This is a genomic window from Glycomyces buryatensis, from assembly GCF_004912275.1.
Classification (GTDB): Bacteria; Actinomycetota; Actinomycetes; order Mycobacteriales; family Micromonosporaceae; genus Glycomyces; species Glycomyces buryatensis.
The window spans coordinates 43,599-67,890 of sequence record NZ_STGY01000067.1; the positions used below are offsets into that span (position 1 = coordinate 43,599).

At 69.2% G+C, this 24,292-nt stretch carries 23 protein-coding genes; 3 read left to right on the top strand and 20 right to left on the bottom strand.

The window, feature by feature from the left end:
• From metK to pyrR, 12 genes are all read right to left on the bottom strand, one after another.
• The gene (gene metK / locus FAB82_RS18565) at nucleotides 1–1,194 is read right to left on the bottom strand and encodes a methionine adenosyltransferase (RefSeq protein ID WP_136536037.1); all 1,194 of its coding nucleotides are present in this window, start codon (nucleotides 1,192–1,194) and stop codon (nucleotides 1–3) included.
• Nucleotides 1,195–1,310: 116 nt separating this feature from the next.
• Complete coding sequence (gene coaBC / locus FAB82_RS18570; RefSeq protein WP_136536038.1) at nucleotides 1,311–2,546, bottom strand: bifunctional phosphopantothenoylcysteine decarboxylase/phosphopantothenate--cysteine ligase CoaBC; 1,236 nt, start codon at nucleotides 2,544–2,546, stop codon at nucleotides 1,311–1,313.
• A gap of 9 nt (nucleotides 2,547–2,555) precedes the next feature.
• A complete protein-coding gene (gene rpoZ, locus FAB82_RS18575; protein WP_136536039.1) occupies nucleotides 2,556–2,828 on the bottom strand; it encodes a DNA-directed RNA polymerase subunit omega in 273 nt (90 codons plus the stop codon).
• A gap of 29 nt (nucleotides 2,829–2,857) precedes the next feature.
• Nucleotides 2,858–3,460: a guanylate kinase gene (gene gmk, locus FAB82_RS18580; RefSeq protein ID WP_136536040.1), complete on the bottom strand. Its 603-nt coding sequence runs from the start codon at nucleotides 3,458–3,460 to the stop codon at nucleotides 2,858–2,860.
• Between the two features lie 20 nt (nucleotides 3,461–3,480).
• Nucleotides 3,481–3,804 carry an integration host factor, actinobacterial type gene (mihF, locus tag FAB82_RS18585; RefSeq protein WP_136536041.1) on the bottom strand — a complete coding sequence of 108 codons (324 nt, stop codon included), beginning with the start codon at nucleotides 3,802–3,804 and terminating at the stop codon, nucleotides 3,481–3,483.
• Between the two features lie 148 nt (nucleotides 3,805–3,952).
• The gene (gene pyrF, locus FAB82_RS18590; protein WP_136536297.1) at nucleotides 3,953–4,831 is read right to left on the bottom strand and encodes an orotidine-5'-phosphate decarboxylase; all 879 of its coding nucleotides are present in this window, start codon (nucleotides 4,829–4,831) and stop codon (nucleotides 3,953–3,955) included.
• Nucleotides 4,832–4,912: 81 nt separating this feature from the next.
• On the bottom strand, nucleotides 4,913–6,016 hold the full coding sequence (locus FAB82_RS18595) for a quinone-dependent dihydroorotate dehydrogenase (protein WP_342799467.1): 1,104 nt from the start codon (nucleotides 6,014–6,016) through the stop codon (nucleotides 4,913–4,915).
• Between the two features lie 68 nt (nucleotides 6,017–6,084).
• Nucleotides 6,085–9,408, bottom strand: coding sequence for a carbamoyl-phosphate synthase large subunit (gene carB, locus FAB82_RS18600; RefSeq protein ID WP_136536043.1), 3,324 nt, complete (start codon nucleotides 9,406–9,408; stop codon nucleotides 6,085–6,087).
• On the bottom strand, nucleotides 9,401–10,534 hold the full coding sequence (gene carA / locus FAB82_RS18605; protein WP_136536044.1) for a glutamine-hydrolyzing carbamoyl-phosphate synthase small subunit: 1,134 nt from the start codon (nucleotides 10,532–10,534) through the stop codon (nucleotides 9,401–9,403). The genes carB and carA overlap by 8 nt, the downstream gene beginning before the upstream one ends.
• Entirely contained in the window at nucleotides 10,531–11,844 is a 1,314-nt protein-coding gene (locus FAB82_RS18610; RefSeq protein ID WP_136536045.1) for a dihydroorotase, read from the bottom strand. The genes carA and FAB82_RS18610 overlap by 4 nt, the downstream gene beginning before the upstream one ends.
• Nucleotides 11,841–12,761, bottom strand: a complete 921-nt coding sequence (locus FAB82_RS18615; RefSeq protein WP_136536046.1) for an aspartate carbamoyltransferase catalytic subunit — start codon at nucleotides 12,759–12,761, stop codon at nucleotides 11,841–11,843. The genes FAB82_RS18610 and FAB82_RS18615 overlap by 4 nt, the downstream gene beginning before the upstream one ends.
• Nucleotides 12,758–13,342 carry a bifunctional pyr operon transcriptional regulator/uracil phosphoribosyltransferase PyrR gene (gene pyrR / locus FAB82_RS18620; RefSeq protein WP_136536047.1) on the bottom strand — a complete coding sequence of 195 codons (585 nt, stop codon included), beginning with the start codon at nucleotides 13,340–13,342 and terminating at the stop codon, nucleotides 12,758–12,760. The genes FAB82_RS18615 and pyrR overlap by 4 nt, the downstream gene beginning before the upstream one ends.
• A gap of 273 nt (nucleotides 13,343–13,615) precedes the next feature.
• On the opposite strand from pyrR, the gene FAB82_RS18625 reads away from it, so the two are divergent.
• Nucleotides 13,616–14,113: a transcriptional regulator gene (locus FAB82_RS18625; protein ID WP_136536048.1), complete on the top strand. Its 498-nt coding sequence runs from the start codon at nucleotides 13,616–13,618 to the stop codon at nucleotides 14,111–14,113.
• A 71-nt stretch (nucleotides 14,114–14,184) separates the two neighbouring features.
• Here FAB82_RS18625 and nusB read toward each other — a convergent pair whose 3' ends face one another.
• The 6 genes from nusB to FAB82_RS18655 form a co-directional block, all read right to left on the bottom strand.
• Entirely contained in the window at nucleotides 14,185–14,625 is a 441-nt protein-coding gene (gene nusB / locus FAB82_RS18630; protein ID WP_211116676.1) for a transcription antitermination factor NusB, read from the bottom strand.
• A gap of 4 nt (nucleotides 14,626–14,629) precedes the next feature.
• Nucleotides 14,630–15,187 carry an elongation factor P gene (gene efp / locus FAB82_RS18635; protein WP_136536049.1) on the bottom strand — a complete coding sequence of 186 codons (558 nt, stop codon included), beginning with the start codon at nucleotides 15,185–15,187 and terminating at the stop codon, nucleotides 14,630–14,632.
• 111 nt (nucleotides 15,188–15,298) lie between these two features.
• Complete coding sequence (gene aroQ, locus FAB82_RS18640) at nucleotides 15,299–15,724, bottom strand: type II 3-dehydroquinate dehydratase (RefSeq protein ID WP_136536050.1); 426 nt, start codon at nucleotides 15,722–15,724, stop codon at nucleotides 15,299–15,301.
• The gene (aroB, locus tag FAB82_RS18645) at nucleotides 15,721–17,277 is read right to left on the bottom strand and encodes a 3-dehydroquinate synthase (protein ID WP_136536051.1); all 1,557 of its coding nucleotides are present in this window, start codon (nucleotides 17,275–17,277) and stop codon (nucleotides 15,721–15,723) included. Before aroB ends, aroQ begins: the two co-directional genes overlap by 4 nt.
• A complete protein-coding gene (gene aroC, locus FAB82_RS18650) occupies nucleotides 17,277–18,455 on the bottom strand; it encodes a chorismate synthase (protein ID WP_136536052.1) in 1,179 nt (392 codons plus the stop codon). Before aroC ends, aroB begins: the two co-directional genes overlap by 1 nt.
• 119 nt (nucleotides 18,456–18,574) lie before the next feature.
• On the bottom strand, nucleotides 18,575–18,928 hold the full coding sequence (locus FAB82_RS18655; protein ID WP_136536053.1) for a cupin domain-containing protein: 354 nt from the start codon (nucleotides 18,926–18,928) through the stop codon (nucleotides 18,575–18,577).
• A 232-nt stretch (nucleotides 18,929–19,160) separates the two neighbouring features.
• Here FAB82_RS18655 and FAB82_RS18660 point away from each other — a divergent pair, with 232 nt between their 5' ends.
• Nucleotides 19,161–20,144 carry a LacI family DNA-binding transcriptional regulator gene (locus FAB82_RS18660; RefSeq protein WP_136536299.1) on the top strand — a complete coding sequence of 328 codons (984 nt, stop codon included), beginning with the start codon at nucleotides 19,161–19,163 and terminating at the stop codon, nucleotides 20,142–20,144.
• A gap of 145 nt (nucleotides 20,145–20,289) precedes the next feature.
• Nucleotides 20,290–22,842 carry a glycoside hydrolase family 9 protein gene (locus FAB82_RS18665; RefSeq protein WP_246039708.1) on the top strand — a complete coding sequence of 851 codons (2,553 nt, stop codon included), beginning with the start codon at nucleotides 20,290–20,292 and terminating at the stop codon, nucleotides 22,840–22,842.
• A gap of 333 nt (nucleotides 22,843–23,175) precedes the next feature.
• On the opposite strand, the gene FAB82_RS18670 is transcribed toward FAB82_RS18665, so the two are convergent.
• Together FAB82_RS18670 and FAB82_RS18675 are read right to left on the bottom strand one after the other, a co-directional pair.
• Entirely contained in the window at nucleotides 23,176–23,580 is a 405-nt protein-coding gene (locus FAB82_RS18670; protein ID WP_136536055.1) for a hypothetical protein, read from the bottom strand.
• A 118-nt stretch (nucleotides 23,581–23,698) separates the two neighbouring features.
• Nucleotides 23,699–24,292: a prepilin peptidase gene (locus FAB82_RS18675; RefSeq protein WP_136536056.1), complete on the bottom strand. Its 594-nt coding sequence runs from the start codon at nucleotides 24,290–24,292 to the stop codon at nucleotides 23,699–23,701.

Genomic DNA, 24,292 nt, shown 5'->3' on the forward strand with positions numbered 1-24,292 from the left:
TTAATTCACGGCTTCTTTCAGAGCTGCGGCGCGGTCGGTCGCCTCCCAGGTGAACTCCGGCAGCTCGCGTCCGAAGTGCCCGTAGGCCGCGGTCATGGAGTAGATCGGGCGGACCAGGTGGAGGTCGCGGATGATCGCGGCGGGCCGCAGGTCGAAGACCTCCCGCACGGCCCGCTCGATGCGGGCCGGGTCGACGGTCTCGGTGCCCTGCGCGTCGACCGCGATGCTCACCGGCTTGGCCTTGCCGATCGCGTAGGCGACCTGGACCTCGCAGCGCTCGGCGAGGCCGGCCGCGACGATGTTCTTCGCCACCCAGCGGGCCGCGTAGGTGGCCGAACGGTCCACCTTCGACGGGTCCTTGCCGGAGAAGGCGCCGCCGCCGTGGCGGGCGTAGCCGCCGTAGGTGTCGACGATGATCTTGCGGCCGGTGAGGCCGGCGTCGCCCATGGGGCCGCCGATCTCGAAACGCCCGGTCGGGTTGACCAGCAGCTTGTAGTCGGCCGTGTCGAGGTCCAGTCCGGACACTACGGGGGCGATGACGTGCTCGGCGATGTCGGGCGACAGCAGCGAGTCCAGCGAGATGTCGGGCGCGTGCTGGCTGGAGACCACCACGGTGTCCAGGCGCACGGGCCGGTTGCCTTCGTATTCGATCGTCACCTGGGTCTTGCCGTCGGGGCGAAGGTACGGAACGGTGCCGTCCTTGCGGACCTCGGTGAGGCGCTGGGAAAGACGGTGCGCCAAGGCGATCGGCAGCGGCATGAGCTCAGGGGTCTCGCGGCAGGCGAAGCCGAACATGAGGCCCTGGTCGCCCGCGCCCTGAATGTCGAGCTCGTCGAGGTCGGTGCCGTCGACACGGGATTCCCAGGCCTTGTCGACGCCCTGGGCGATGTCGGGGCTCTGGCCGCCGATCGAGACGTTCACGCCGCAGGAGGCGCCGTCGAAGCCCTTCTTCGAGGAGTCGTAGCCGATCCGCAGGATCGTGTCGCGCACGATCCGGGGAATGTCGGCGTACGCGCCGGTCGTGACCTCACCGGCCACGTGGACCTGGCCCGTGGTGATGAGCGTCTCGACCGCGACCCGACTCGTGGGGTCCTCGCCCAGCAGGGCGTCCAGGATCCCATCGGAGATCTGGTCGGCGATCTTGTCCGGGTGGCCCTCAGTGACCGACTCGGAGGTGAACAGGCGACGTGCCACGGCACTCCTCAACACACATCCACGCCGCGCAGCGGCGCACTTCAACTGACTTCGCAGCTCACAAGTCTATTCGCTCCAGATCTTCCCACCAACTCGGCACGCGCGGCCGAGCAGTGTCAGTCGCGTCCACCTGCCGGGAGACGCGCTGACACGGCATCCCAGATGGCATCGGCCACCGATTCCTTGCTGGCGTGGACGAGCGCATCGATTTCGCCGCGCTCGTCGAAGATCGTGACCGAGTTCTCCGGTTCGCCGAACACGGCGCCGCCGGAGACGTCATTGAGCACCACCAGGTTAGCGCCCTTGCGCTTGAGCTTGGATTGGGCGTGCTCGGGGCCGTCGTGGGTCTCAGCGGCGAAAACCACGAGGACCTGACCTGGAGTTTTGGCCCGGCCGACGGCAGCCGAGATGTCGGAAGTCGAGGTGAGGGCGAGCTCGAGGTCGCCCTTGCGCTTGAGCTTGCGCTCCGAGGCTTCCTTCGGAGTGAAGTCGGCCGGGGCTGCGGCGAGCACCATCGCGTCCGCTTCCACAGCGGCCCTGACCGTGGCCTCATACAGCTCGCCGGTGGTCGCGACCCGCTCGACGCGGATCCCTGCGGGCAGAGCCGTGTCCACGTGGGCGGCGATGAGCGTCACCTCGGCCCCGCGCCCAGCGGCCGCGGCGGCGATGGCGATGCCCTGACGGCCCGATGAGTGGTTGCCGATGAAGCGGACCGGATCGATGGCCTCCCGGGTGCCGCCGGCGGTCACCAGGACCTTGCGTCCGACGAGATCCCGGGTGAAAACAGCGTTCACTCCGGTTCGGGTGGTGGTGGGCGACGGGCGGGCAGATGTGAGAAAACCCTTCAGGAGGGCGAAGAGCGATTCGGGCTCGGGGAGGCGGCCCGGGCCGGTGTCGGCTCCGGTGAGGCGGCCCGAGTCGGGCTCGACCACATGGGCGCCCCGCTCGCGCAGCGTCGCGACGTTCGCGCGGGTGGCCGGATGCTGCCACATCTCGGTGTGCATCGCCGGAGCGAAGACCACCGGGCAGGTCGCCGTCAGGAGCGTCGAGGTCAACAGGTCGTCGGCGCGGCCGGTCGCGGCCCTGGCGAGCAGGTCGGCGGTGGCGGGTACGACGGCGACCAGATCGGCCTGACGGCCAAGCTGGACGTGTTTGACCTCGGAGACGTCTGCGAACACGCCGGAAGCCACCGGGTGGCCCGAGAGGGCCTCCCAGGTGGCTTCACCGACGAAATTCAGCGCCGCCTCGGTGGGAATGACGGTCACGTCGTGACCGGACTCCTTGAGGAGGCGAAGCAGGGTGACGGACTTGTAGGCGGCGATGCCGCCCGACACGCCCAGGACGATGTTCACGCCCGTCCCTTAGGCGTCGGGGTCGTCGAAGGCCTTCGTCTCAAGCAGGCCCTTGTCGAGCTCGCGCATGGCGATCGACAGCGGCTTCTCCTCGGGAGTGGTCTCGACGAGCGGGCCGACGTACTCCAGCAGGCCTTCGCCCAGCTGCGAGTAGTAGGCGTTGATCTGCCGGGCGCGCTTGGCCGAGTAGATGACCAGCTGATACTTCGACTCGCTCTTCTCGAGCAGGTCGTCGATCGGCGGGTTGGTGATGCCGACGGGGTCGGCGACAGTCCCTGACACGTGTTGTCCTTCGTGTGCGACTCGTGGTGCTAACGGGCTCCGGACTTGACGATGGCCGGTGAACCCAGCAACTCTACCAGTTCGGAGGCGGCCTGCTCGATCGACACATTCGTGACCGTGTGATCGAACTCGGCCTCGGAGGCCAGCTCAGCGCGGGCCGCCTTCAGGCGCCGCTCGATGGTCGCGGCGTCCTCGGTCCCCCGCCCCGTGAGGCGGCGGACCAGTTCGTCCCATGACGGCGGGGCCAGGAACACCAGCTGGGAGTCCGGCATACTGCGCCGGACCTGGCGGGCGCCCTGGAGTTCGATTTCGAGCAGTGCCGGGAGTCCGGCTCGAAGGCGCTCTTCGACGGGGCCGCGGGGGGTTCCGTACAGGTTCCCCGCGTAGGAGGCCCATTCAAGGAACTCCCCCGCGGCGATCATCGATTCGAACTGGTCGGTCGACACGAAGTGGTAGTCGGCGCCGTCGACCTCACCCGGGCGCGGCTGGCGGGTCGTGCAGCTCACGGAGAGCCAGACCCACGGGTAGTACTCCTGGATGAGGGCCTTGACACTGCCCTTGCCAACCCCTGACGGGCCGGAGAGGACCGTCAGACGCTGTGCCGGAGCGGCGTGCGGAAAATCGATGCTCACGCGACTACTACTACCCGAAGTTAGGCCTGGTCGCCCTTGAATTCATCCAGAAGCGCGGCGCGCTGGTGCTCGCCCAGCCCGCGCAGCCGACGCGAGTCGGCGATCTTGAGCTTCTCCATGATCTGAGTGGCGCGCTTGTCGCCGATGCCCGGGAGGGCCTTGAGGACGGCCGAGACCTTCATCTTTCCGGAGATGTCATCGGTCGCGGCGGACTTCAGAACCGCGTCCAGGGTGGTCTCGCCCGACTTCAGCTTCTCTTTGAGCTCGGCGCGGGCCTTGCGGGCGGCGGCGGCCTTTTCGAGGGCTGCGGCGCGCTGTTCCGGTGTCAGTTTAGGGAGCGGCACGGGGTCTCCTTGCAGTCGATGGTTTCGTCCCTCTGGACCTTGACGTGCGGGTATCGCCAAAGCATACCCAGCTCGGGAACGGTAACCCCAGCCTCCGACACGCCTGTGACCGGGGGTGGGGCTATCTCCCGCCAAGAGAGCGGGCGATTTATTCCCTCGTCGCCGCCCGGCACTCGGCCTGCAACGCCTCGACGGCGCTGCGAATGCTCGCCACGGCCGGACCTGGCTGTGCGATTTGTCGGGAATAGGCCGGAATCGCGAAGTTTACAGCCGGTCCCAGCACGCGCGGAAGATCACTCGGCCTGCCCCCCTGCGCCCCCATGCCCGGTACGAGGATGGGGCCGTTGAAGTCGGACAAATCGTGAGCGGTGTCACGTTGACGGACCTGCGTGTGGGTGATTCCGTAAGTCGACTCACGCAGCCTGGCCTCACCTTCGCTCGCGCAGGCGCCCACAGTGGCGCCCAGGACGATGCCGTAGGAACCGAGCGGTTCGGCCTCGCCGTTGTGCTCGGCGACCTCGTCGATGATCGACTGGGCCACCGATCGGCCGTCGCGGCGGCGGGCCATCTGCACCTGCTTGCCCTCGGGGTTCGAGGTGCGGGCGAGCACGAACAGGCCCTTGCCGTGCGCGGCGGCGAGGTCGAAGGCGGGCTGGAGGGAGCCGACTCCGAGGAAGGGGCTGACGGTGATGGCGTCGACGGCCAGCGACGAGGCCGGGTCGAGGTACGCCTGGGCGTAGGCGGCCATGGTCGAGCCGATGTCACCGCGCTTGACGTCGAGGATCACCAGGGCGCCGGCCTGGCGGCTCTCGGCGATGACGCGTTCGAGCAGGACGATGCCGCCCGAGCCGAATCGCTCGAAGAACGCCGACTGCGGCTTGACGAATCCGACCGTCCCGGCGCAGGCCTCGACCATCGTCATCGCGAAGCGCTCGGCCCCGGCGAGGTCATCGTCGAGGCCCCAGTGCTGAAGCAGGGCTCCATGGGGGTCGATTCCGGCGCACAGCGGGCCTCGCGCATCGAACATGTGAAACGCGCGGGAGCCGAAATCCTTCTTTGCGGACACGGTTAGCTTCCTTTCAAAAGCACGGTCTTCGAGGAGCGTGGCCTAGGTCGTGGGTGAGGGTCGGGACGGGGGATGCGCGGCGGCTTTGGCGCGCTGCTTGGCGAACTTCTTGTAGCGACGGACGGAACCGCGGACCACCGAGGGACCGCCGTAGATCAGGCCCGAGTAGATCTGGACCAGGCTGGCGCCCGCGTCGAACATGGATGCGGCGTCATCGGGCGTCATGATGCCGCCGGAACCGATGATAGGCAACCGCCCCCCGGTTTCGGTGTGCACGAAGCGGACTATCTCTCGCGACACCTCGGTGAGCGGGCGGCCGGAGAGGCCGCCGGGCTCGGCGGCGATGGCGTCCTCGCTCGGGTCCACCCGGTCGCGTCCCAGCGTGGTGTTGGTCGCGATGACGCCGGCCACGCCGGTCTCCAGGCAGACCTCGAGCAGCTGGGCGATGGCCGATTCGGTCAGGTCGGGGGCGATCTTGACGAAGACCGGGCGACGCGGCCGCCCGGCGGCGATGCGGTCGCCCTCGGCCCGGATCGCGCCGAGCAGTTCCCGCAGCGCCGAGGAGTCCTGGAGCTGGCGCAGGCCTGGGGTGTTCGGCGAGGAGACGTTGACGGCGAAGTAGTCCGCGAAGGGGTACAGGGTCCGCAGCGAGTGCAGGTAGTCCGGCACGGCCTGCTCGATCGGCACGGCCTTGGACTTGCCGATGCTGATGCCGAGCGGGCAGTCCACGGGCGGGGCCGCGGTGAGCCGGGCCGCCAGCGCCTGGGCGCCGTCGTTGTTGAAGCCCATGCGGTTGATGATCGCGCCGCTTTTGCGGAGCCGGTACATGCGCGGTTGGGGGTTGCCCGGTTGGGCCTGGCCGGTGACGGTCCCGAGTTCGGCGAAGCCGAATCCGAGGGCGGGCCAGGCGCCGATGGCCAGCCCCTTCTTGTCCATGCCCGCGGCGAGCCCGATGGGGTTGGGGAACCGGATTCCGCAGACCTCCACGGGCGCGTTCACGCGGTTGACCTTGATGAGCGCATTGCGGATCTGCCGCTGGGTGGACACGCGCGAGAGCCAGCGCAAGGTGGTGTCGTGCGCTGCTTCGGCGTCGCCCCGCCCGATCCTGAACAGGACCGGTCGGGCCAGAGTTTGATAGAGCATCATCTACCTGTATACGTCAATTCGGGCGGTGAGCGACACGGCCACGGACGTCGCGCCGCTCACCTGCGGCTTTAAACTCGCTCGGCGCCGCGCAGGCGCTGGTGGAGTTCCTGGAGCGGGGTGACGGTGATCTCCCCGCGGGCGGCCGATTCGATGGCCTGGGTCGCGGCGGCGGCGCCCTGGATCGTGGTGACGCAGGGGATGTCGGCGACGGCGGCGGCGGAGCGGATCTCCCAGCCGTCGGTGCGGGGCCCGGTGGACGCCGAGGGCGTGGTGATGACGAAGTCGACGCCGCCGGAGGCGATGAGGCTCACCGCGTCCTGGGTGTGGGTGCCGGTGCCGCCGGAGTGGCGGGCGACCGGCGTGTAGTCGATGCCGTGGCGGCGCAGGACCAGGCCGGTGCCGTCGGTGGCGTAGACGGTGAAGCCGAGGTCGACCAGGCTGCGGATGGGGAAGACGATGGAGCGCTTGTCGCGGTCGGCGACGGAGACGAACACCTTCCCCGAGGTGGGGAGCTTCCCGTAGACGGCGAGGGTGGCCTTGGCGAAGGCGAGCCCGAAGGAGCGGTCGATGCCCATGACCTCGCCGGTGGACTTCATCTCCGGGCCGAGGAGCGCGTCGATGCCGGCGCCTTCGGTGGTGCGGAAGCGCTTGAAGGGCAGCAGGACCTCCTTGACGCTGATGGGCGCGTCGGGCGCGGTGTCGGAGCCGTCGCCTTCGGGGAGGAGCATGCCTTCGGCGCGCAGTTCGGCGATGCGGGCGCCGAGTGCGATGCGGGCGGCGGCCTTGGCCATCGGAACCGCGGTCGCCTTGGAGACGAACGGGACGGTGCGGGAGGCGCGCGGGTTCGCCTCGAGGACGTAGAGCTGTTCGTCCTTGAGGGCGTACTGCACGTTCATGAGGCCGCGCACGCCGATGCCGAAGGCGAGTTTGGCAGTGTAGTGCCGGATCTGCTCGATGACGGCCGCGCCGAGGGTGATCGGCGGGAGCGCGCAGGAGGAGTCGCCGGAGTGGACGCCGGCCTCCTCGATGTGCTCCATGATGCCGCCGATGTAGACGTCCTCGCCGTCGCACAGGCAGTCGACGTCGATCTCGATGGCGTCGTCGAGGAACCGGTCGATGAGGACCGGGTGCTCGGGGCTGGCCTCGGTGGCGCGGGAGATGTATCCGGCGAGGGTGTCCTCGTCGTAGACGATCTCCATGCCGCGCCCGCCGAGGACGTAGGAGGGACGGACGAGAACGGGGTAGCCGATCTCGGCGGCCACGGCGCGGGCCTCCTCGAAGGAGGTGGCGGCGCCGCCCGCGGGGGCGACGAGGCCGAGCTCGTCCAGGAGCTTGCCGAAGACGCCGCGGTCTTCGGCGTTGTCGATGGCCTGCGGGGAGGTGCCGACGATCGGCAGTCCCTCGGCGGCGAGGCGGTCGGCCAGGCCCAGCGGGGTCTGGCCGCCGAGCTGGACGATGACGCCGACGACGCCCGGTCCCCCGGCGGCCTTGCCGCTGGTGTGCTCGGCGTGGTGGACCTCGGCGACGTCCTCGAAGGTGAGGGGCTCGAAGTAGAGCCGGTCGGCGGTGTCGTAGTCGGTCGAGACGGTCTCGGGGTTGCAGTTGACCATGATGGTCTCGTAGCCGGCCTCGCGGAGCGCCTGGACGGCGTGGACGCAGCTGTAGTCGAACTCGATGCCCTGGCCGATGCGGTTGGGACCGGAGCCGAGGATCATGACCTTCGGCCGGTTCGAGGGCGCCACTTCGGTCTCGTCCTCGTAGGTCGAGTAGTGGTAGGGCGTGTTCGCGGCGAACTCGGCGGCGCAGGTGTCGACGGTCTTGTAGACCGGCCGCAGGCCGAGGCGGCGGCGCAGGGTGCGCACGCCGGTCTCTCCGGCGAGTTCGGGCCGCAGGGCGGCGATCTGGGCGTCGGAGCAGCCGGCGCGCTTGGCCTTCCACAGCAGCGCCTCGTCCATGACGACGGCCGTTTCGATCTCGGCGCGCAGGTCGACCAGCTGGGCGACCTGGTCGAGGAACCACGGGTCGATCTTGCAGGCCTCGTGGACCTGGTCGACGGTGCCGCCGAGGCGCAGGGCCCGCTCGGCGGTGTAGAGGGTGCCGTCGTGCGGGGTGCGAAGCGCCTCAAGGGTGTTCGCGAGGTCGGCGTCCTCGGGGTCGGGTCTGGTCCAGAACCCGGCCTGCTTGGTCTCGGTGGAGCGCAGGGCCTTCTGGAGGGCCTGCTGGAAGGTGCGGCCGAGGCTCATGGCCTCGCCGACGGACTTCATGGTGGTGGTCAGGGTCGGGTCGGCGCCGGGGAATTTCTCGAAGGTGAAGCGCGGGACCTTGACGACGACGTAGTCCAGGGCCGGCTCGAACGCGGCGGGCGTGGCCTTGGTGATGTCGTTGGGGATCTCGTCCAGCGTGTAGCCGATGGCGAGCTTCGCGGCGATCTTGGCGATCGGGAAGCCGGTGGCCTTGGACGCCAGCGCGGAGGAGCGCGAGACGCGCGGGTTCATCTCGATGACGATGATGCGCCCGGTGGCGGGGTCGATGGCGAACTGGATGTTGCAGCCGCCGGTGTCGACGCCGACCTCGCGGAGCACGGCGATGCCGAGGTCGCGCAGGCTCTGGTATTCGCGGTCGGTGAGGGTCATCGAGGGGGCGACGGTGACGGAGTCGCCGGTGTGGACGCCCATGGGGTCGACGTTCTCGATGGAGCAGACCACGACGACGTTGTCATTGCGGTCGCGCATGAGCTCGAGTTCGTATTCCTTCCAGCCCAGGACGCTCTCTTCGATGAGGACCTCGGTGGTCGGGGACTCGGCGAGGCCGTTGCCGGCGATGCGGTCGACGTCGTCCCAGGTGTGGGCCATGCCGGAGCCGAGGCCGCCCATGGTGAAGGAGGGCCGGATGACCACGGGCAGGCCGAGGTCGTCGACGGTGGCCTTGACCTCGTCCATGTTGTGGCACACGGCGGAGCGCGGGACTTCGCCGCCGGCCTTGATGACGATGTCCTTGAACAGCTGGCGGTCCTCGCCGCGCTGGATGGCGTCCATGTCGGCGCCGATGAGTTCGACGCCGTGCTTCTCGAGGATGCCGGCCTCGTGGAGGGCGACGGCGGCGTTGAGCGCGGTCTGGCCGCCGAGGGTCGGCAGCAGCGCGTCGGGCTTCTCGCGGGCGATGACCTGCTCGATGACCTCGGGGGTGATCGGCTCGACGTAGGTGGCGTCGGCGTATTCGGGGTCGGTCATGATCGTGGCCGGGTTGGAGTTGACCAGGGTGACCCTGATGCCCTCTTCGCGCAGGACGCGGCAGGCCTGGGTGCCGGAGTAGTCGAACTCGCAGGCCTGGCCGATCTGGATGGGGCCGGAGCCGATGACCAGGACGTGGTGGATGTCGTCGCGTTTAGGCATCGGTAGCAGCCCCTTCTTTGTCGATGAGCGCGGTGAGGCGGTCGAACAGGTAGTCGGCGTCGTGCGGCCCGCCGGCGGCCTCGGGGTGGTACTGCACGGAGTAGGCGGGGACGTCGAGGCAGGTGAGGCCTTCTACGACGTCGTCGTTGAGGCACACGTGGCTGACCTGGACTCGGCCGAAGTCGGTGTCGAAGAATTCGCCCGATTCCGGTGGCGCCAAGGCGAAACCGTGGTTGTGCGCGGTGATCTCGACCTTGCCGGTGTGGCGGTCGAGCACGGGCTGGTTGATGCCGCGGTGGCCGTACTTGAGCTTGAAGGTGTCCAGGCCGAGCGCGCGGCCGAGGATCTGGTTGCCGAAGCAGATGCCGAAGACCGGGACGTTCCGCTTCAGGAGTTCGCGCGTGACGGCGACCTGGTGGTCGGCGGTGGCGGGGTCGCCGGGGCCGTTGGAGAGGAACACCGCGTCGGGGCCGTCCGCCAGCAGGTCCTCGACCGTGGCTTCGGCCGGGAAGACCGTGGTGGTGATGCCGCGCGCGGCCAGGCGCCGGGGCGTATTGCGCTTGATGCCCAGGTCGATGGCGGCGACGGTGTACTTCGCGGTGCCTTCGGCCTCGTAGGTGTAGGGCTCGGCGGTGGTGACGGCGCCGACGTGGTTGGCGCCGGCCATCTGGGGCGAGGCCTTGACCTTGGCGAGCAGGGCATCGGCGTCCGTGGAGCGCGAGGAGATGCCGACCCGCATGGCGCCGGCCTCGCGCAGGTGGCGGGTGAGGGCGCGGGTGTCGACTCCGCAGATGCCGACGACACCCTGGGTGGCGAGCTCGTCCTCGAGCCCGCGCTTGGAGCGCCAGTTGGAGGCGACGCGGGAGGGGTCGCGGACGACGTATCCGGCGACCCAGATGCGGCGGGACTCGTCGTCCTCGTCGTTCCAGCCGGTGTTGCCGATCTGCGGGGAGGTCTGGGCGACGACCTGTCCGTAGTAGGACGGGTCGGTGAGGGTCTCCTGGTAGCCGGTCATGCCGGTGTTGAAGACGGCCTCGCCGAAGGTCTCGCCGACCGATCCGAAGGCCTCGCCCCGGAAGACGCGGCCGTCTTCGAGTACGAGGATCGCGGGTGCTCTGCTGGTCATACGGTCGTCTCCTCCACAAGCTTGCCTTCGAGGACGGTAGCGCGTCCGCGAAGGAACGTCGCCTGGATCGTTACCGGGAGTTCCATCCCGGCGTAGGGGGTGTTGCGGGAGAGGGATGCGAGTTCGGCCGGCACGACGGTCCAGGACCGGGCCGGGTCGACCAGGGTGAAGTTGGCCGGCGCCCCGGCGATGGGGTCGTGGCCGTGGCCTTCGAGTCGGGCGATGCGCGCCGGGGTGCGGGAGGTGCGCTCGGCGACGACGTCCCAGTCGACGTCCTCGGGCCCGCCGAGAGCGAGCACCGAGATCGACAGGGCCGTCTCCAGGCCGAGCATGCCCGGACGGGCGGCCGCCCACTCGCAGTCCTTGTCCTGCGGGGCGTGCGGGGCGTGGTCGGTCGCGACCGCGTCGACGACGCCCTCGGCCAGCGCGGCACGCAGGGCCAGGACGTCGGCCTCGCGGCGCAGCGGCGGGTTGACCTTGAAGACCGGGTCGTAGGACCGGGCGGCCTCGTCGGTGAGCAGCAAGTGGTGCGGGCAGACCTCGGCGGTGACGGCGACGCCGCGGGCCTTGGCCTCGCGGATGATGTCGACCGACCGCCGGGTCGAGATGTGGCAGAAGTGGATCCGCGCGCCGGTGTACTCGGCCAGGAGCACGTCGCGGGCGATGATCGACTCCTCGGCGACCGACGGCCAGCCGGGCAGGCCGAGTTCGGCTGAGACGGTGCCCTCGTTCATCTGGGCGCCCTCGGTGAGCCGGGGCTCCTCGGCGTGCTGGGCGATGAGGCCGTCGAAGGTCTTGACGTATTCGAGGGCGCGGCGCATCAGGCGCGCGTCGGAGACGCAGTGGCCGTCGTCGGAGAACATGCTGACGGCGGCGGCCGAGTGGGCCATGGCGCCGATCTCGGCGAGGCGTTCCCCGCCGAGGCCGACGGAGACCGCGCCGATGGGCTGGACGTCGGCGTAGCCCGCGGCGCGTCCGAGCGCGGCGACCTGCTCGACGACACCGGCGGTGTCGGCGACGGGGTAGGAGTTGGCCATGGCGCACACGGCGGTGTAGCCGCCCTTGGCGGCGGCGCGGGTGCCGGACCGGACGGTCTCGGCGTCTTCGCGGCCGGGCTCCCTCAGGTGGGTGTGGAGGTCGACCAGGCCGGGCAGGAGCACCAGGCCGTCGGCGTCGACGACTTCGGCGCCGGTGCCTTTCAACGACGCCGCGGTGATCGAGCCGGTCTCGGCGACGCGGCCGCCCGAGATGAGCACGTCCGATCGGCCCTTGCCGACCAGGTCGGCTCCCTTGATGAGTATGTCGCTCATGCGGTCTCTCCATTCGTGAGCAGGAGGTAGAGGACGGCCATGCGGACCCAGACGCCGTTGGCGACCTGTTCGGTGATGGTGGCGCGCGGCGAATCGGCCACGGCCGCGGCGATCTCCATGCCCCGGTTCATCGGCCCGGGGTGCATGACGATGGCGTGGTCGGGCATGAGCGCGAGGCGGCGCTCGTCGAGCCCGTAGAGGCGGGCGTATTCGTTGGCGGTGGGGAAGAACGCGTCGTTCATGCGCTCGCGCTGGACGCGGAGCATCATGACCGCGTCGGCGTCGGAGAGGCTGGAGTCGAGGTCGTAGGCGACCTCGACCGGCCACTCTTCCAGGTTGGCGGGCAACAGGGTCGGCGGTCCGACCAGGCGCACCTTGGCGCCCAGTTTGGACAGCAGCCACACGTTGGAGCGGGCGACTCTGGAGTGGACGATGTCGCCGACGACGGCGACGGTGCGTCCCTCGATGCCGCCGAGCCGCTGCTTCATGGTGTAGGCGTCGAGCAGGGCCTGCGTGGGGTGGGCGTGGGTGCCGTCGCCGGCATTGAGGACGGCGCCGTCGAGCCACTGGGTGAGGCGCTGCGGGGCTCCGGCGGCGGGGTGGCGGATGACGACGGCGTCGGCGCCCATGGCCTGCAAGGTGAGCGCGGTGTCGCGCAGGCTCTCGCCCTTGCTGACGCTGGAGGTCTTGGCCGAGAAGTTGACGACGTCGGCGGAAAGGCGCTTGGCGGCGGTCTCGAAGGAGGTGCGGGTGCGGGTGGAGTCCTCGTAGAAGAGGTTGACCACGGTGCGCCCGCGCAGGGTCGGGAGCTTGGGGACCTCGCGGCCGGAGACGGCGTCGGCCATCTGCCCGGTGAGCTCGAGGATGAGCTCGGCCTCGTCGCGGGTGAGCTCCTTGGTCGTCAGGAGGTGCTTCATCGCTCCTCGCCTCCGGTCAGGATGACGGCGTCGCGATCGTCGTACTCGACCAGGCGCACGGCCACGTTCTCATTGCGGGCGGTGGGGATGTTCTTGCCGACGTAGTCGGCGCGGATGGGCAGCTCGCGGTGGCCGCGGTCGACCAGGATCGCGAGTTGCACCTGCGCGGGGCGGCCCAGGTCGAGGAGGGCGTTGAGGGCGGCGCGGACGGTGCGCCCGGAGTAGAGGACGTCGTCGACGAGGATGACCCGCTGGTCGTCCACGCCGGACTGCGGCAGGTCGGTCGGTCCGAGCGCGCGCAGGGCGCCGCCGCGGCGGAGGTCGTCGCGGTAGAGAGTGATGTCGAGGGTGCCGGCGGGGACGTCGATGTCGGCGAAGCGCCGGATGCGCTCGGCGAGGCGGCCGGCGAGGGCCACGCCCCGGGTGGGGATGCCCAGGAGCATCGTGTCGGGGGCGCCCTTGGTCTTCTCAAGGATCTGATGGGCGATGCGGTCGAGAATCCGGCCGATGTCGTCGGCGGCCAGGATCTGCTTGCCGCCGTTGGGATCACCAGGTGTCTGCCGCAGGGCAGGAGCAACCACGCGAACCTCCTTCTCCGCCTCACGGGACGGTCTGTTAAAGAACGGTTTCGTCGCGGGCCATCTTACGTCGCTCGTAACTGTGCGTGAAGGCAGACCGGGCCGAGGTGACGCTGAAAGTCGACCGGATGAGGGGTTTAGTAAGGTTTGGACAACGGTTGTGAGGGCCTTACGCGACGAAGAACACGTGTTTCGGGCACCCCAACGGCCAATGGTCACCGACCGTAGTCAACAATAGGATTCCTCTCGTACCGAAAACTTGGAGTTGATTCCAACATGGCGACATCTGACTACGCCAAGGCGCTCGGCAACCGGCTGCGCGACATCCGCATGCAGCAGGGACTGTCTCTGCAAGGCGTCGAGGACAAGTCCGGCGGCAAGTGGAAGGCCGTCGTTATCGGTTCCTACGAGCGCGGGGACCGGTCCATCACCGTCAGCCGCCTCGCCGAGCTGGCCGACTTCTACCGCATCCCCGTCTCGGAGCTGCTGCCGGAGGGCGTGCCGCTCCCCGTCGAGCAGCCCGAGAAGATCGTCCTCAACCTTGAGGCGCTGTACGACCACCCGGACCCCGACCTGGAGCACGTCGCCAAGCTGGCACGCTCGATTCAGCAGCGTCGCGGCGACTACAACGGCCGGATCCTGTCGATCCGCGCCGACGACCTGTACACCCTCGCGGTCATCTACTCGACCACGCCTTCGGGCCTGATCGAGAAGCTCGAGGACTTCGGCGTGCTGGTCCACGACCTGCAGGCCTTCTTCGCGACCGAAGAGTAGAAGCGCAGTACGACAAACGGCCGGGCCGCCCCGAGGGGGCGACCCGGCCGTCGTGTTTCGGTGCCGCTTGGCTATTCGGCCTTGGCGGCGGCGTCGAGAACCGCATTGATGAACGAGGTGTCGTCCGAGGAGCCGATCTGCTCGGCGACCCGCAGGGCCTCCTTGATGGCCACCGGCGTGTCCACGTCGTCCTCGAAGAGGATCTCGTACAGGCCGACCCGCAGGACGTTCCGGTCGACAATGGGCATCCGCTGGACCGACCAGCCCGAGGCGGCACGCGCCAGGGCCTCGTCCAGCTCGCCGCGGCGCTCGTATACGCCGCGCACCAGCTGCTCGGCGTAGGCCGGCAGGCGGGGAGCCTCAGGGTCGTCGAGGGCGCGCTTGGAGCGCTCGGTCAGGACCGTGTCGACGGTCTCGTCCCGGCTCTCGGCCTCGTAAAGGATTTCCACTGCCCGCATCCGCCACTTGGTGCGCGCGGACAGGCCTCGCCCGGTGTTCTGCTGCTTCGCCACTGCCCTATGCCCGCGAAAGGTATTTGCCGTCGCGGGTGTCGACCTTGATCTTCTCGCCGTTGTCGATGAAGAGCGGGACGTTCACGTTCGCGCCGGTCTCGACGGTGGCGGGCTTGGTGCCGCCGGAGGAGCGGTCGCCCTGCAGGCCCGGCTCGGTGTAGGTGATGACCAGTTCGACGGCGGCCGGGAGCTCGACATAGAGGGCCCTGCCCTCGTGCATCGCCACGGTCGTCTCGGAGTTCTCCAGCATCCACTCGGCGGCGTCGCCGACCAGGCCGGGGCCCAGCGGGAACTGGTCGTAGGTCTCCATGTCCATGAACACGAAGTCCTCGCCCTCCTTGTAGAGGTACTGCATCGTGCGGCGGTCGACCTGGGCGGTCTCGACCTTGGTGCCGGCGTTGAAGGTCTTGTCGACGATCTTGCCCGAGGGGATCTGCTTCAGGGTCGTGCGCACGAACGCGGGGCCCTTGCCGGGCTTGACGTGCTGAAACTCCTGGACCTGCCAGAGCTGGCCCTCCAGGTTGAGCACCAGGCCGTTCTTGAGATCGTTCGTGGATGCCACGGGCGTTCGTCTCTTTCGGTAGAGGTTAGCGATTGACCGACGGTCTATGGTAGCCGCCGCCGGGGATCCTCCCCCGTTCAGGAGCACCGGCTGTGTTCAGCGGCGCAGCTCCTACAGGGAGGCGATGTGGTTCAGGGCCGCGACGTAGCCGCCGAAGCCGAGTCCGACGATGACGCCGGTGGCGTGGGCCGACACGTACGAATGGTGCCGGAACTCCTCGCGTTTGTGCACGTTCGAGAGGTGGACCTCGATGAGCGGGGCGGTCAGCTGCGCGCAGGCGTCGCCGATCGCGACCGAGGTGTGGGTCCACGCCGCGGCGTTGAGCACCACCGGGATCGACTCGTCGGCGGCCTGGTGCAGCGATTCCAGCAGCTCGTGCTCGGCGTTGGTCTGGCGGAAGTCGACCTCCAGACCGAGCTCCGAGCCGGTCTTCACGCAGAGCTCGGCGAGGTCGGCCAGCGTCTGCGAGCCGTAGATCGCGGGCTCCCGCTTGCCGAGCCGGTTCAGATTGGGGCCGTTCAGGACGAGCACCTTCATGCCGTCAGCCTCTCATAGGCCTCGCGCTGCTGCTCGGCGGTGACGTCATCGACCACGACCGGCTTGGCCAGATCGTCGAGGAGGACGAAGCGCTGGGTGGCGCCGATGTTCTTCTTGTCGATCTTCATGACCGCGACGATCTCGTCCCAGCGCTCGGCATCGTAGGTCGTCGGGAGGCCGATGGACTCCAGGACGGCCTTGGTGCGCTCGACCAGGTCGACGCGTCCGGTGATGGCGTTCAGGTGGGCGGCGTAGACCATGCCGACGGCGACGGCGTCGCCGTGCCTCCAGCGGAAGTGCTCCAGCTTCTCGATGGCGTGGGCGAAGGTGTGCCCGTAGTTGAGGACGGCACGCAGGCCGCCCTCTTTGAGGTCGGAGCCGACGACCTCGGCCTTGACGGCGATCGCCCGCTCCACGAGCTCGGCCACGACCGGGCCCGAGGCATCAAGCGCCGCTTCGGGATCGGCCTCCACAAGCTCGAGGATGACCGGGTCGGCGATGAAGCCCGCCTTGACGACCTCGGCCAGTCCGGCCGCGAGGTCGCGCCGCGGGAGCGTCGCGAAGTTGTCGAGGTCGACCAGGACCGCGCGCGGCGGGTGGAACGAGCCGACCAGGTTCTTTCCGGCGGCGGTGTTCACGCCGGTCTTGCCGCCGACGGCCGCGTCGACCGCGCCGAGCAGCGAGGTGGGGACGTGGACGACGGGGACGCCGCGCAGCCAGCAGGCGGCGACGAAGCCGGCCAGGTCGGTCACCGCTCCCCCGCCGACGCCGATGACCAGGTCGGTGCGGGTGAAGCCTTCGGCGCCGAGGGCCTCCCAGCACTGCTCGGCGACCGAGATGGACTTGCCGTCCTCGGCGTCGGGGATCTCCATGAGGGTCGCCTCGACGCCGTCGGGCAGCAGCGAGCCGACGCGTTCGGCCAGTTCCGAGGTGTTGGCGGTGTGGATGACGGCGGCGCGGGCGGCCTTGCCGATGAACAGGGGCAGCCGCTCGACCACTCCGTGTCCGATGAGGACGGAGTAGGGGGTCTCGGCGTCGTTGACGGTGACGGTGCGGGTGCCGATCCTGGCGGCGATCTCGTCGGTCAAGGCGACGATGTCCCTTCCGGTGGTGTCGATCTCGATGTCCGCGACCTCGCGGTAGAGCGGCAGGCGCTCGTCCATGAGCCGGCGGAGCGTGGCGCGCGGGTTGACGTTGAGCAGCGGGCGGCCGCGGTCGATCTCAGTGCGCTTGACGGCCTCGGCGAGGTCCACGCGCAGGTGGACGACCAGGATGTCGGCGAGCAGTTCGCGGGTCTCGGCCGCGAGGATCGCTCCCCCGCCGAGCGCCAGGACGCCGTCGTGCTCGGCCACGGCGCGGCGCACCGCCTCCCGTTCGAGCGCCCGGAAGTGCTCCTCGCCGTCGTCGACGAAGATGTCCGGGATCGGCTTGCCCGCGGCGGCGGCGATGTCGGCGTCGGTGTCGCGGAAAACGACCCCGAGCCGCTCCGCCAGCGCGGTGCCGATCGTGGTCTTGCCGGAACCCGGGGGTCCGACCACTACCACCAGGGCCATCAGCGCACCCGCAGGTTCTCGATGTAGGTCTCGCGGTTGCGGCGGGCCTCGCCGACCGAGTCGCCGCCGAACTTCTCCAGCGCGGCCTCGGCGAGCACGTACGCGACCATGGCTTCGGCGACGACGGCCCCGGCGGGGACGGCGCAGACGTCGGAGCGCTGGTTGATCGCCTCGGCGGCCTCTCCGGTCTCGGTGTCGATGGTGCGCAGCGGTCGCGTCAGGGACGAGATCGGCTTGAGCATGGCGGAGACGCGGACCGGCTGGCCGGTGGTGATGCCGCCTTCGAGTCCGCCGGCGCGGTCGGTGAGACGCTGGGCGCCGCCTGGACCGGGGACGATCTCGTCGTGGGCCAGGGAGCCGCGGACGCTCGCCTGCATGAGGCCGTCGCCGATCTCAACGGCCTTGACCGACTGGATCGACATGAGCGCGGTGGCGAGGCGGGCGTCGAGCTTACGGTCCCACTGGACGTGGGAGCCGAGCCCGGGCGGGACGTTGTAGGCGAGGACCTCGACCACGCCGCCGAGGGTGTCGGCGTCCTTCTTGGCGGCATCGACCTCGGCGACCATGCGGGCGGAGGCCTCGGGGTCCATGCAGCGCAGCGGGTCGGCGTCGACGGCCGCGGCGTCGTCGGGGGTGGGCACGAGGCCGTCCTTGGCGCGGACGGGGCCGAGGGCCTTGACGTGGGAGACGATCTCGATGCCGAAGGCCTGCTTGAGGAAGGCCTTGGCGGCCGTGGCTCCGGCGACGCGCGCGGCGGTCTCGCGGGCGGAGGCCCGCTCCAGGATCGGGCGGGCGTCGTCGTGGTCGTATTTCTGCATGCCGGCGAGGTCGGCGTGGCCGGGGCGGGGCCGGGTGAGGGGGGCGTTGCGGGCGATACCGGCGAGTTCGGCGGGGTCGACCGGGTCGGCCGCCATGACGGTCTCCCACTTGGGCCACTCGGAGTTGCCGACGCGGATGGCGATGGGCGAGCCGAGGGTGCGCCCGTGGCGGACGCCGCCGATGAAGCTCACGGCGTCGGCCTCGAACTTCATGCGCGCGCCGCGGCCGTAACCGAGGCGGCGGCGCGCCAGTTCGGCGGCCACCGCGTCGGTGGTCAGCTCGACTCCGGCCGGGAGGCCGTCGAGGGTGACCACGAGTTCGGGTCCGTGTGATTCTCCAGCTGTCATCCATCGCAACACGTCGTCAAGTCTGCCACTGGGGCCAATGTGATCCGACACCTGGTGGAAAGCGTGTCTCAGGGGTTGGGCGAGGTTTAGGCCGCGCTCGTGGTTCGAACGCGGCCCGGTGCGTCGTGCGGTTACCGGTTGTCGAAGGCCTTGCCGAAGTCGACCAGGACGACATTGTCGTCGCCGACCACCTCCGCGTCGTGACCCGCCGGGATCTCGAACGCGTCGCCGGCGTTGATGTCCTTGTCGGTGCCGTCGTTCATGTGGACGACCAGGTGCCCCTCGATGCAGTAGCCGAGATGGTGCGCCTGGCAGGAATCGGTCCCGGCGATCGGCTTGACGTCGTTGGACCAGCGCCAGCCCTTCCGGAACTCCGAGAGTTCGACGGGCATGCCGTCGATCATCACGGTGTCCTTCTTGCCGTGGCCGCTGAGGTCCATCGACTCGTCGGGATGGCCGAAGTTCTTGACCGCTAGTTGGTTCATGATGTTCACCTCCCGTTCGAGTCTATGGCCGCATCGGGAGGGGCATTCGTCTTTCTGGAACCGACCCCGTGGGAGCGGGCCGCTAAACTCGAACGAACATGTTCGCAGGTCAACGACGAGTTACTGGAAATTTCAATAAAGTTGGATATGGAAGGAAGACGGATTGAGTAGTTCCCAACCCCCGCGAGACCAGCCCGACCGCGCCCCGGCATCGCGGTCCCGCCGGCCCACGATGGCGGATGTGGCCGCCAAGGTGGGTGTCTCTCGGGCCCTGGTCTCCCTGGTGTTCCGCGACCAGCCCGGCGCTAGCCCTGGAACGCGCGAACGGGTCTTCAAGGCGGCCTCCGACCTGGGCTATCGCCCGGACATGGCCGCCCGACTGCTGGCCCGAGGCCGCAGCAAGGTCCTCGGGATCCTGTTCACCGCCCGCAATCCGTACCACGTCGACCTGGTCGAGGCGATCTATCCGGCCGCCGAGGAACTCGGGTACGACCTGGTCCTCTCGGCCGCCGTGCCGACCCGCGACGAGCACAAGGCGATCGAGGCGCTCATCGGTCACCGCAGCGAGGCGCTGCTGCTGTGCGGACCGACCATTCCCGACGATGAGATCGCTTCCATCGTCGAGGGAATCCCGACGGTCCTGATCGGGCGCGGCCTCCGCGACTGCCCCGTCGACATCGTCACGACCTACGACCGGCCCGGTGCCCGCGAGGTGATCGATTACCTGGTCGGCCTGGGGCACAAGGACATCGTCCACGTCGATGGCGGTTCGCGGCCGGGTGCGCCGGAGCGGCGGCGCGCCTACCGGGACGCGATGCGCGGGCACGGGCTGGGTGAACACATTCGGGTCCTCCCCGGCAATCACACCGAGGAGGCCGGCGCGGATGCGGCGAGGGAGCTGCTGGCCGAGACGGGCCCGCTGCCGACGGCGGTGTTCGCGTCGAACGACCTGGCCGCGATCGGCTTGCTCGACGTGTTCACCAGGTCGGGAATCAATGTGCCCGAACAGATCTCGATCGTGGGCTACGACGACAGCCACATCGCGGGGCTCAGCCACATCGACCTGACGACGGTCCGTCAGGACGTGCCGAAGCTGGCGCAACTGGCCGTGCAGGCCGCGGACGAGCAGCTGCGCGGCGTCAGGGAACCGGGCGCGTATCTGCGGCTGGAATCGAAGCTGGTAGTGCGGGGTACGAGCGGCCCACCAGCGACTTAATCCCGCAATCCATTGACATATATGGATTTATTTGTGAAGATGTGCATGGTACCGCTCCCAATATTTTGAAAGGGACCCCATGCCGCTCCGCTTCTCGAATACCCCACGTTTCTCGAATACCCATCGGAGATCTCGCCGCGCGATAGTGGCCGCCGCGGCCGCCGGAGCCCTCGTGCTCTCGGCGGTCGGGGCCACCGTCGCCTATGCGCAGGAGGATGAACCGACCGACCTGATCGTCAACGGCGACTTCGCCGACGGCACCGCACCCTGGTGGGCGACCGAGAACCTCACCGACCAGACCGTCTCGGGCGGCGAATGGTGCCTGGACGTGCCCGGCGAGACCGAAAACGCCTGGGACGCCATCGTCGGCCAGAACGACCTGCCGCTGGTCGCCGGAGAGTCCTACGAGCTGCGGTTCAACGCCCGCGCATCCGCGCCGCTGAGCGTCCGCACCCTCATTCAGCGCGATGTCGACCCGTGGCCGACCGCCGTGGAGGAGTTCTCGGTCCTCGACACCGAGGCGCAGACCTTCAGCTACACGTTCACGGCCAGTGAGGACTGGTCAGATGCCCAGTTGGCGTTCCAGATCGGACGCAACGCCGAGCCGTGGCAGTTCTGCCTCTCGGAGGTCTCATTGTTCACCGACGCCGAACCGCCGGTCTACGATCCCGACACGGGCCCGCGGGTGCGGGTCAACCAGGTCGGATACCTGTCCGACGGACCCAAGCGCGCCACGCTGGTCACCGAGGCGACCGAACCGGTCGCCTGGGAGCTGGGCGATTCCGGCGGCGAGGTGGTGGCCACCGGTGAGACGGCGGTCGTCGGCGCCGACGACTCCTCGGGCGAGTCGGTCCACACGATCGACTTCTCGGAGGTGACGGCCGCCGGCGAGGGCTTCACGCTCACCGCCGACGGCGAGACGTCCTACCCGTTCGCGATCGGCGGCGACCTCTACTCGGACCTGGCCGTCGACGCGATGTCGTTCTACTATCCGCAGCGTTCGGGCGTCGCCATCGACGAAGCGATCGCCCCCGGTTACGGGCGCGACGCGGGACACGTCGACGTCGAGCCCAACCTGGGCGACGGCGCGGTGCCGTGCTTCGAGGACGCCTGCGACTACACGCTCGACGTGACCGGCGGCTGGTACGACGCCGGCGACCACGGCAAGTACGTCGTCAACGGCGGCATCTCGGTCGCGCAGCTCATGTCCGTCTACGAACGTGCGATCAACGCTCCGACCGGCGACCCCGACCGGCTGGCCGACGGGAGCCTGCGCATCCCCGAGCACGGCGACGGCGTCCCCGATGTGCTGGACGAGGCCCGCTGGGAGATGGAGTTCCTGCTGAGCATGCAGGTGCCCGCGGGCGAGGAGCTGGCGGGCATGGCCCACCACAAGATCCACGACGAGTCGTGGACCGGGCTGCCGCTGATGCCGGCCGACGACCCGCAGCCGCGCTATCTCTACCCGCCTTCGACGGCGGCGACGCTCAACCTGGCGGCGACCGCCGCCCAGTGCGCCCGACTCTTCGAACCCTTTGACGCCGAGTTCGCCGCGCAGTGCGCCTCGGCGGCGGAGACGGCCTGGGCGGCGGCGCTGGAGCACCCCGACCTCTACGCGCCGGACACCAGCCCCGACGGCGGCGGCCCGTACGGCGACTCGAACGTCACCGACGAGTTCTACTGGGCCGCGGCCGAACTGTTCATCACCACCGGCGAGCAGTCCTATGCGGACCAGCTGGCGGCCTCGGAACTGCACGACGGGTACGAGTTCGGGCCCGGCGGGTTCTCCTGGGGCGACGTGACCGGGGTCGCCAAGATCAACCTGGCGACGGTGCCGAACGCCCTGCCGGACCGCGACATGATCGTGGAGCAGGTTGTGGCCGGTGCCGAGGTCTACCTGGGCGAGCAGGAGTCGAGTCCATGGGACCTGGGCTACGGCTCGAACGGGACCTTCGACTGGGGCTCGAACAGCGCGGTGCTCAACGCGCTCACCGTGGTCGGAGCCGCGTACGACCTGACCGGCGACCGGCGCTACCGCGACGGGGTGCTGGTCGGACTCGACTACATCCTGGGCCGCAACGCACTCGGGAACTCCTATGTGACCGGTTACGGCAGCCACACCTCAGAGAACCAGCACAGCCGCTGGTACGCCAACCAGCTCGACCCGAGCCTGCCGAACCCGCCGGCCGGGACCCTCGCCGGAGGTCCGAACACGGTGACCTCCACCTGGGATCCGGTGGCCCAGCGATGGCTCACCGGCTGCGCGCCGCAGTGGTGCTACATCGACGACATCGGCTCATGGTCGACCAACGAGCTCACCGTCAACTGGAACGCCCCGCTGGCGCAGGTGGCGAGCTTCGCGGCCGAACAGGTCGCGGTGGCGCAGTCTCCGTCCTGCGAGGTGGAGTACCGGATCAACGGCTCGTGGACCGACGGGTTCAACGCGCAGGTCGTGGTCGTCAACACCGGTGACGAACCGCTCGAGGATCTGACGCTGCGGTGGGCGATGCCCACCGGTCAGTCCGTGGCGAGTTCGTGGAGCGCCGAGGTGGTCCAGGACGGGCACCTGGTGACGGTCTCGAAGCTCGGCGGCGGCTACCCGTTGCAACCGGGCCAGCAGTACACCTTCGGGTTCACCGGCGACAAGGACGCGCGGGCCGCCGTCAAACCCGCGTCGGTCACCTGCACGGCGGGGTGATCGGGACCGGCTGATGTGCCAGATGGGTGGTCGTCGATTGGGGAGGTCCGCAGAGCCCGAGGATATTTTTCCGCTCCCTAGGCGGCCGAATGTCCGCCTACCGAAAGTTGTAAGCGGACGTTCGATAACGACAGGAGCGGGAAAATAGACCGGGCAATGCTCCTCCCCAATCGGCGACCACCCATCTCAGGCTCGTGCCCACCCCGGCTCGGGGCACGAGCCCGAGAGCGGCGATTTTTGGGAAGGTTGAGCCCGGGAAGGGTGAGTCCGGGTACGGAGAAGGGGCGGCCCATGGTGTCAGTGGACCGCCCCTCGATGTTCTTGCTCAAGCGCCTAGCTGTTGGCCGGCTTCTGGTCCTTGGCCCAGTTGCAGACCTTGTCGACATCGGAGGTGCCGAGCAGGCCGAGGCTGCCGGCGTTGCTCCAGTCCCAGTTCAGGGCGCAGATGTTGGAGGCGACGTTGACGCCCTTCGGGTTCTGGTCCCAGCCGTTGCACAGGTCGGTGACGTCGCTCTTGGCGACGTTGAGCAGGCTGATGACGTCGCCGCTCCAGTTGCCGATGCAGAGGTTCGACAGGAAGTTGACCCCGCCGAAGTCCTGCGGGTCGTACTCGTAGCTGCCCTCGGCGACGGGAGCAGTGGTCTCGGCCGCGAGGGCCGGGGCGGCCATGCCGACAGCCATGATGCCGGCGGCGGCCGTAGCCACCACGGTCTTGGCGATAAAACGAATCACTGTCACCTCTCAGTACCTTGTGTCTTGTGTGACCTATTTGTACCAGGTCGCACCCGAACATATCGGTGTATACACGCCGATGCAGCAGAATCAAGAAATTGTCGAACATAACTGTGTTTCCGCATCAGGTAGCGAGCCAGGGTGTCACCGCGATCGCGGCCGCGGTTCCGGCGAGCATCGCGGGGCCGTAAGGGAAGTCCTTCCGCTTCATCACGAGCACCGCCACCGCTTGTCCCCCGCCGATCACGACCGTCGCCGCCAGCGCGATCGCCGCGTTATCCCAGGCGGCCCAGCCCGTCACGAGTCCGAGCAGCCCGGCGAGCTTCACATCGCCGAAGCCGAGTTGGCCTGCGGCGCAGCCGATGCCGAAGGCCGCCATGCCTGCGGCCGCGCAGGCCGCGGCGCGCAGCATCGCCTCGCCGTCGCCGGTCGCCAGCAGCAGCGCCGCCACGACGGGATACGCGGGGAGGACCAGCACGTCCGGCAGTCGACGCTCATAGGCGTCGATCCAGCCGGCGGCGATGCCGACGGCCGCGACCACCGCCAGTGCGGCCGCGTGGAGCAATCCCTCGGCGCGCCAGGCGATCAGCAGTGCCGCGGTGAGGCTGGCGACGGCGATCAGGCGCGGGTCGGGATGCCGGGCGGTCGCCAGTGCGACCGCGCGGCGGAGTCCCGGGACGGCGAGCAGGGCGGCCGCAGCCGCCCCGACGAAGGCCAT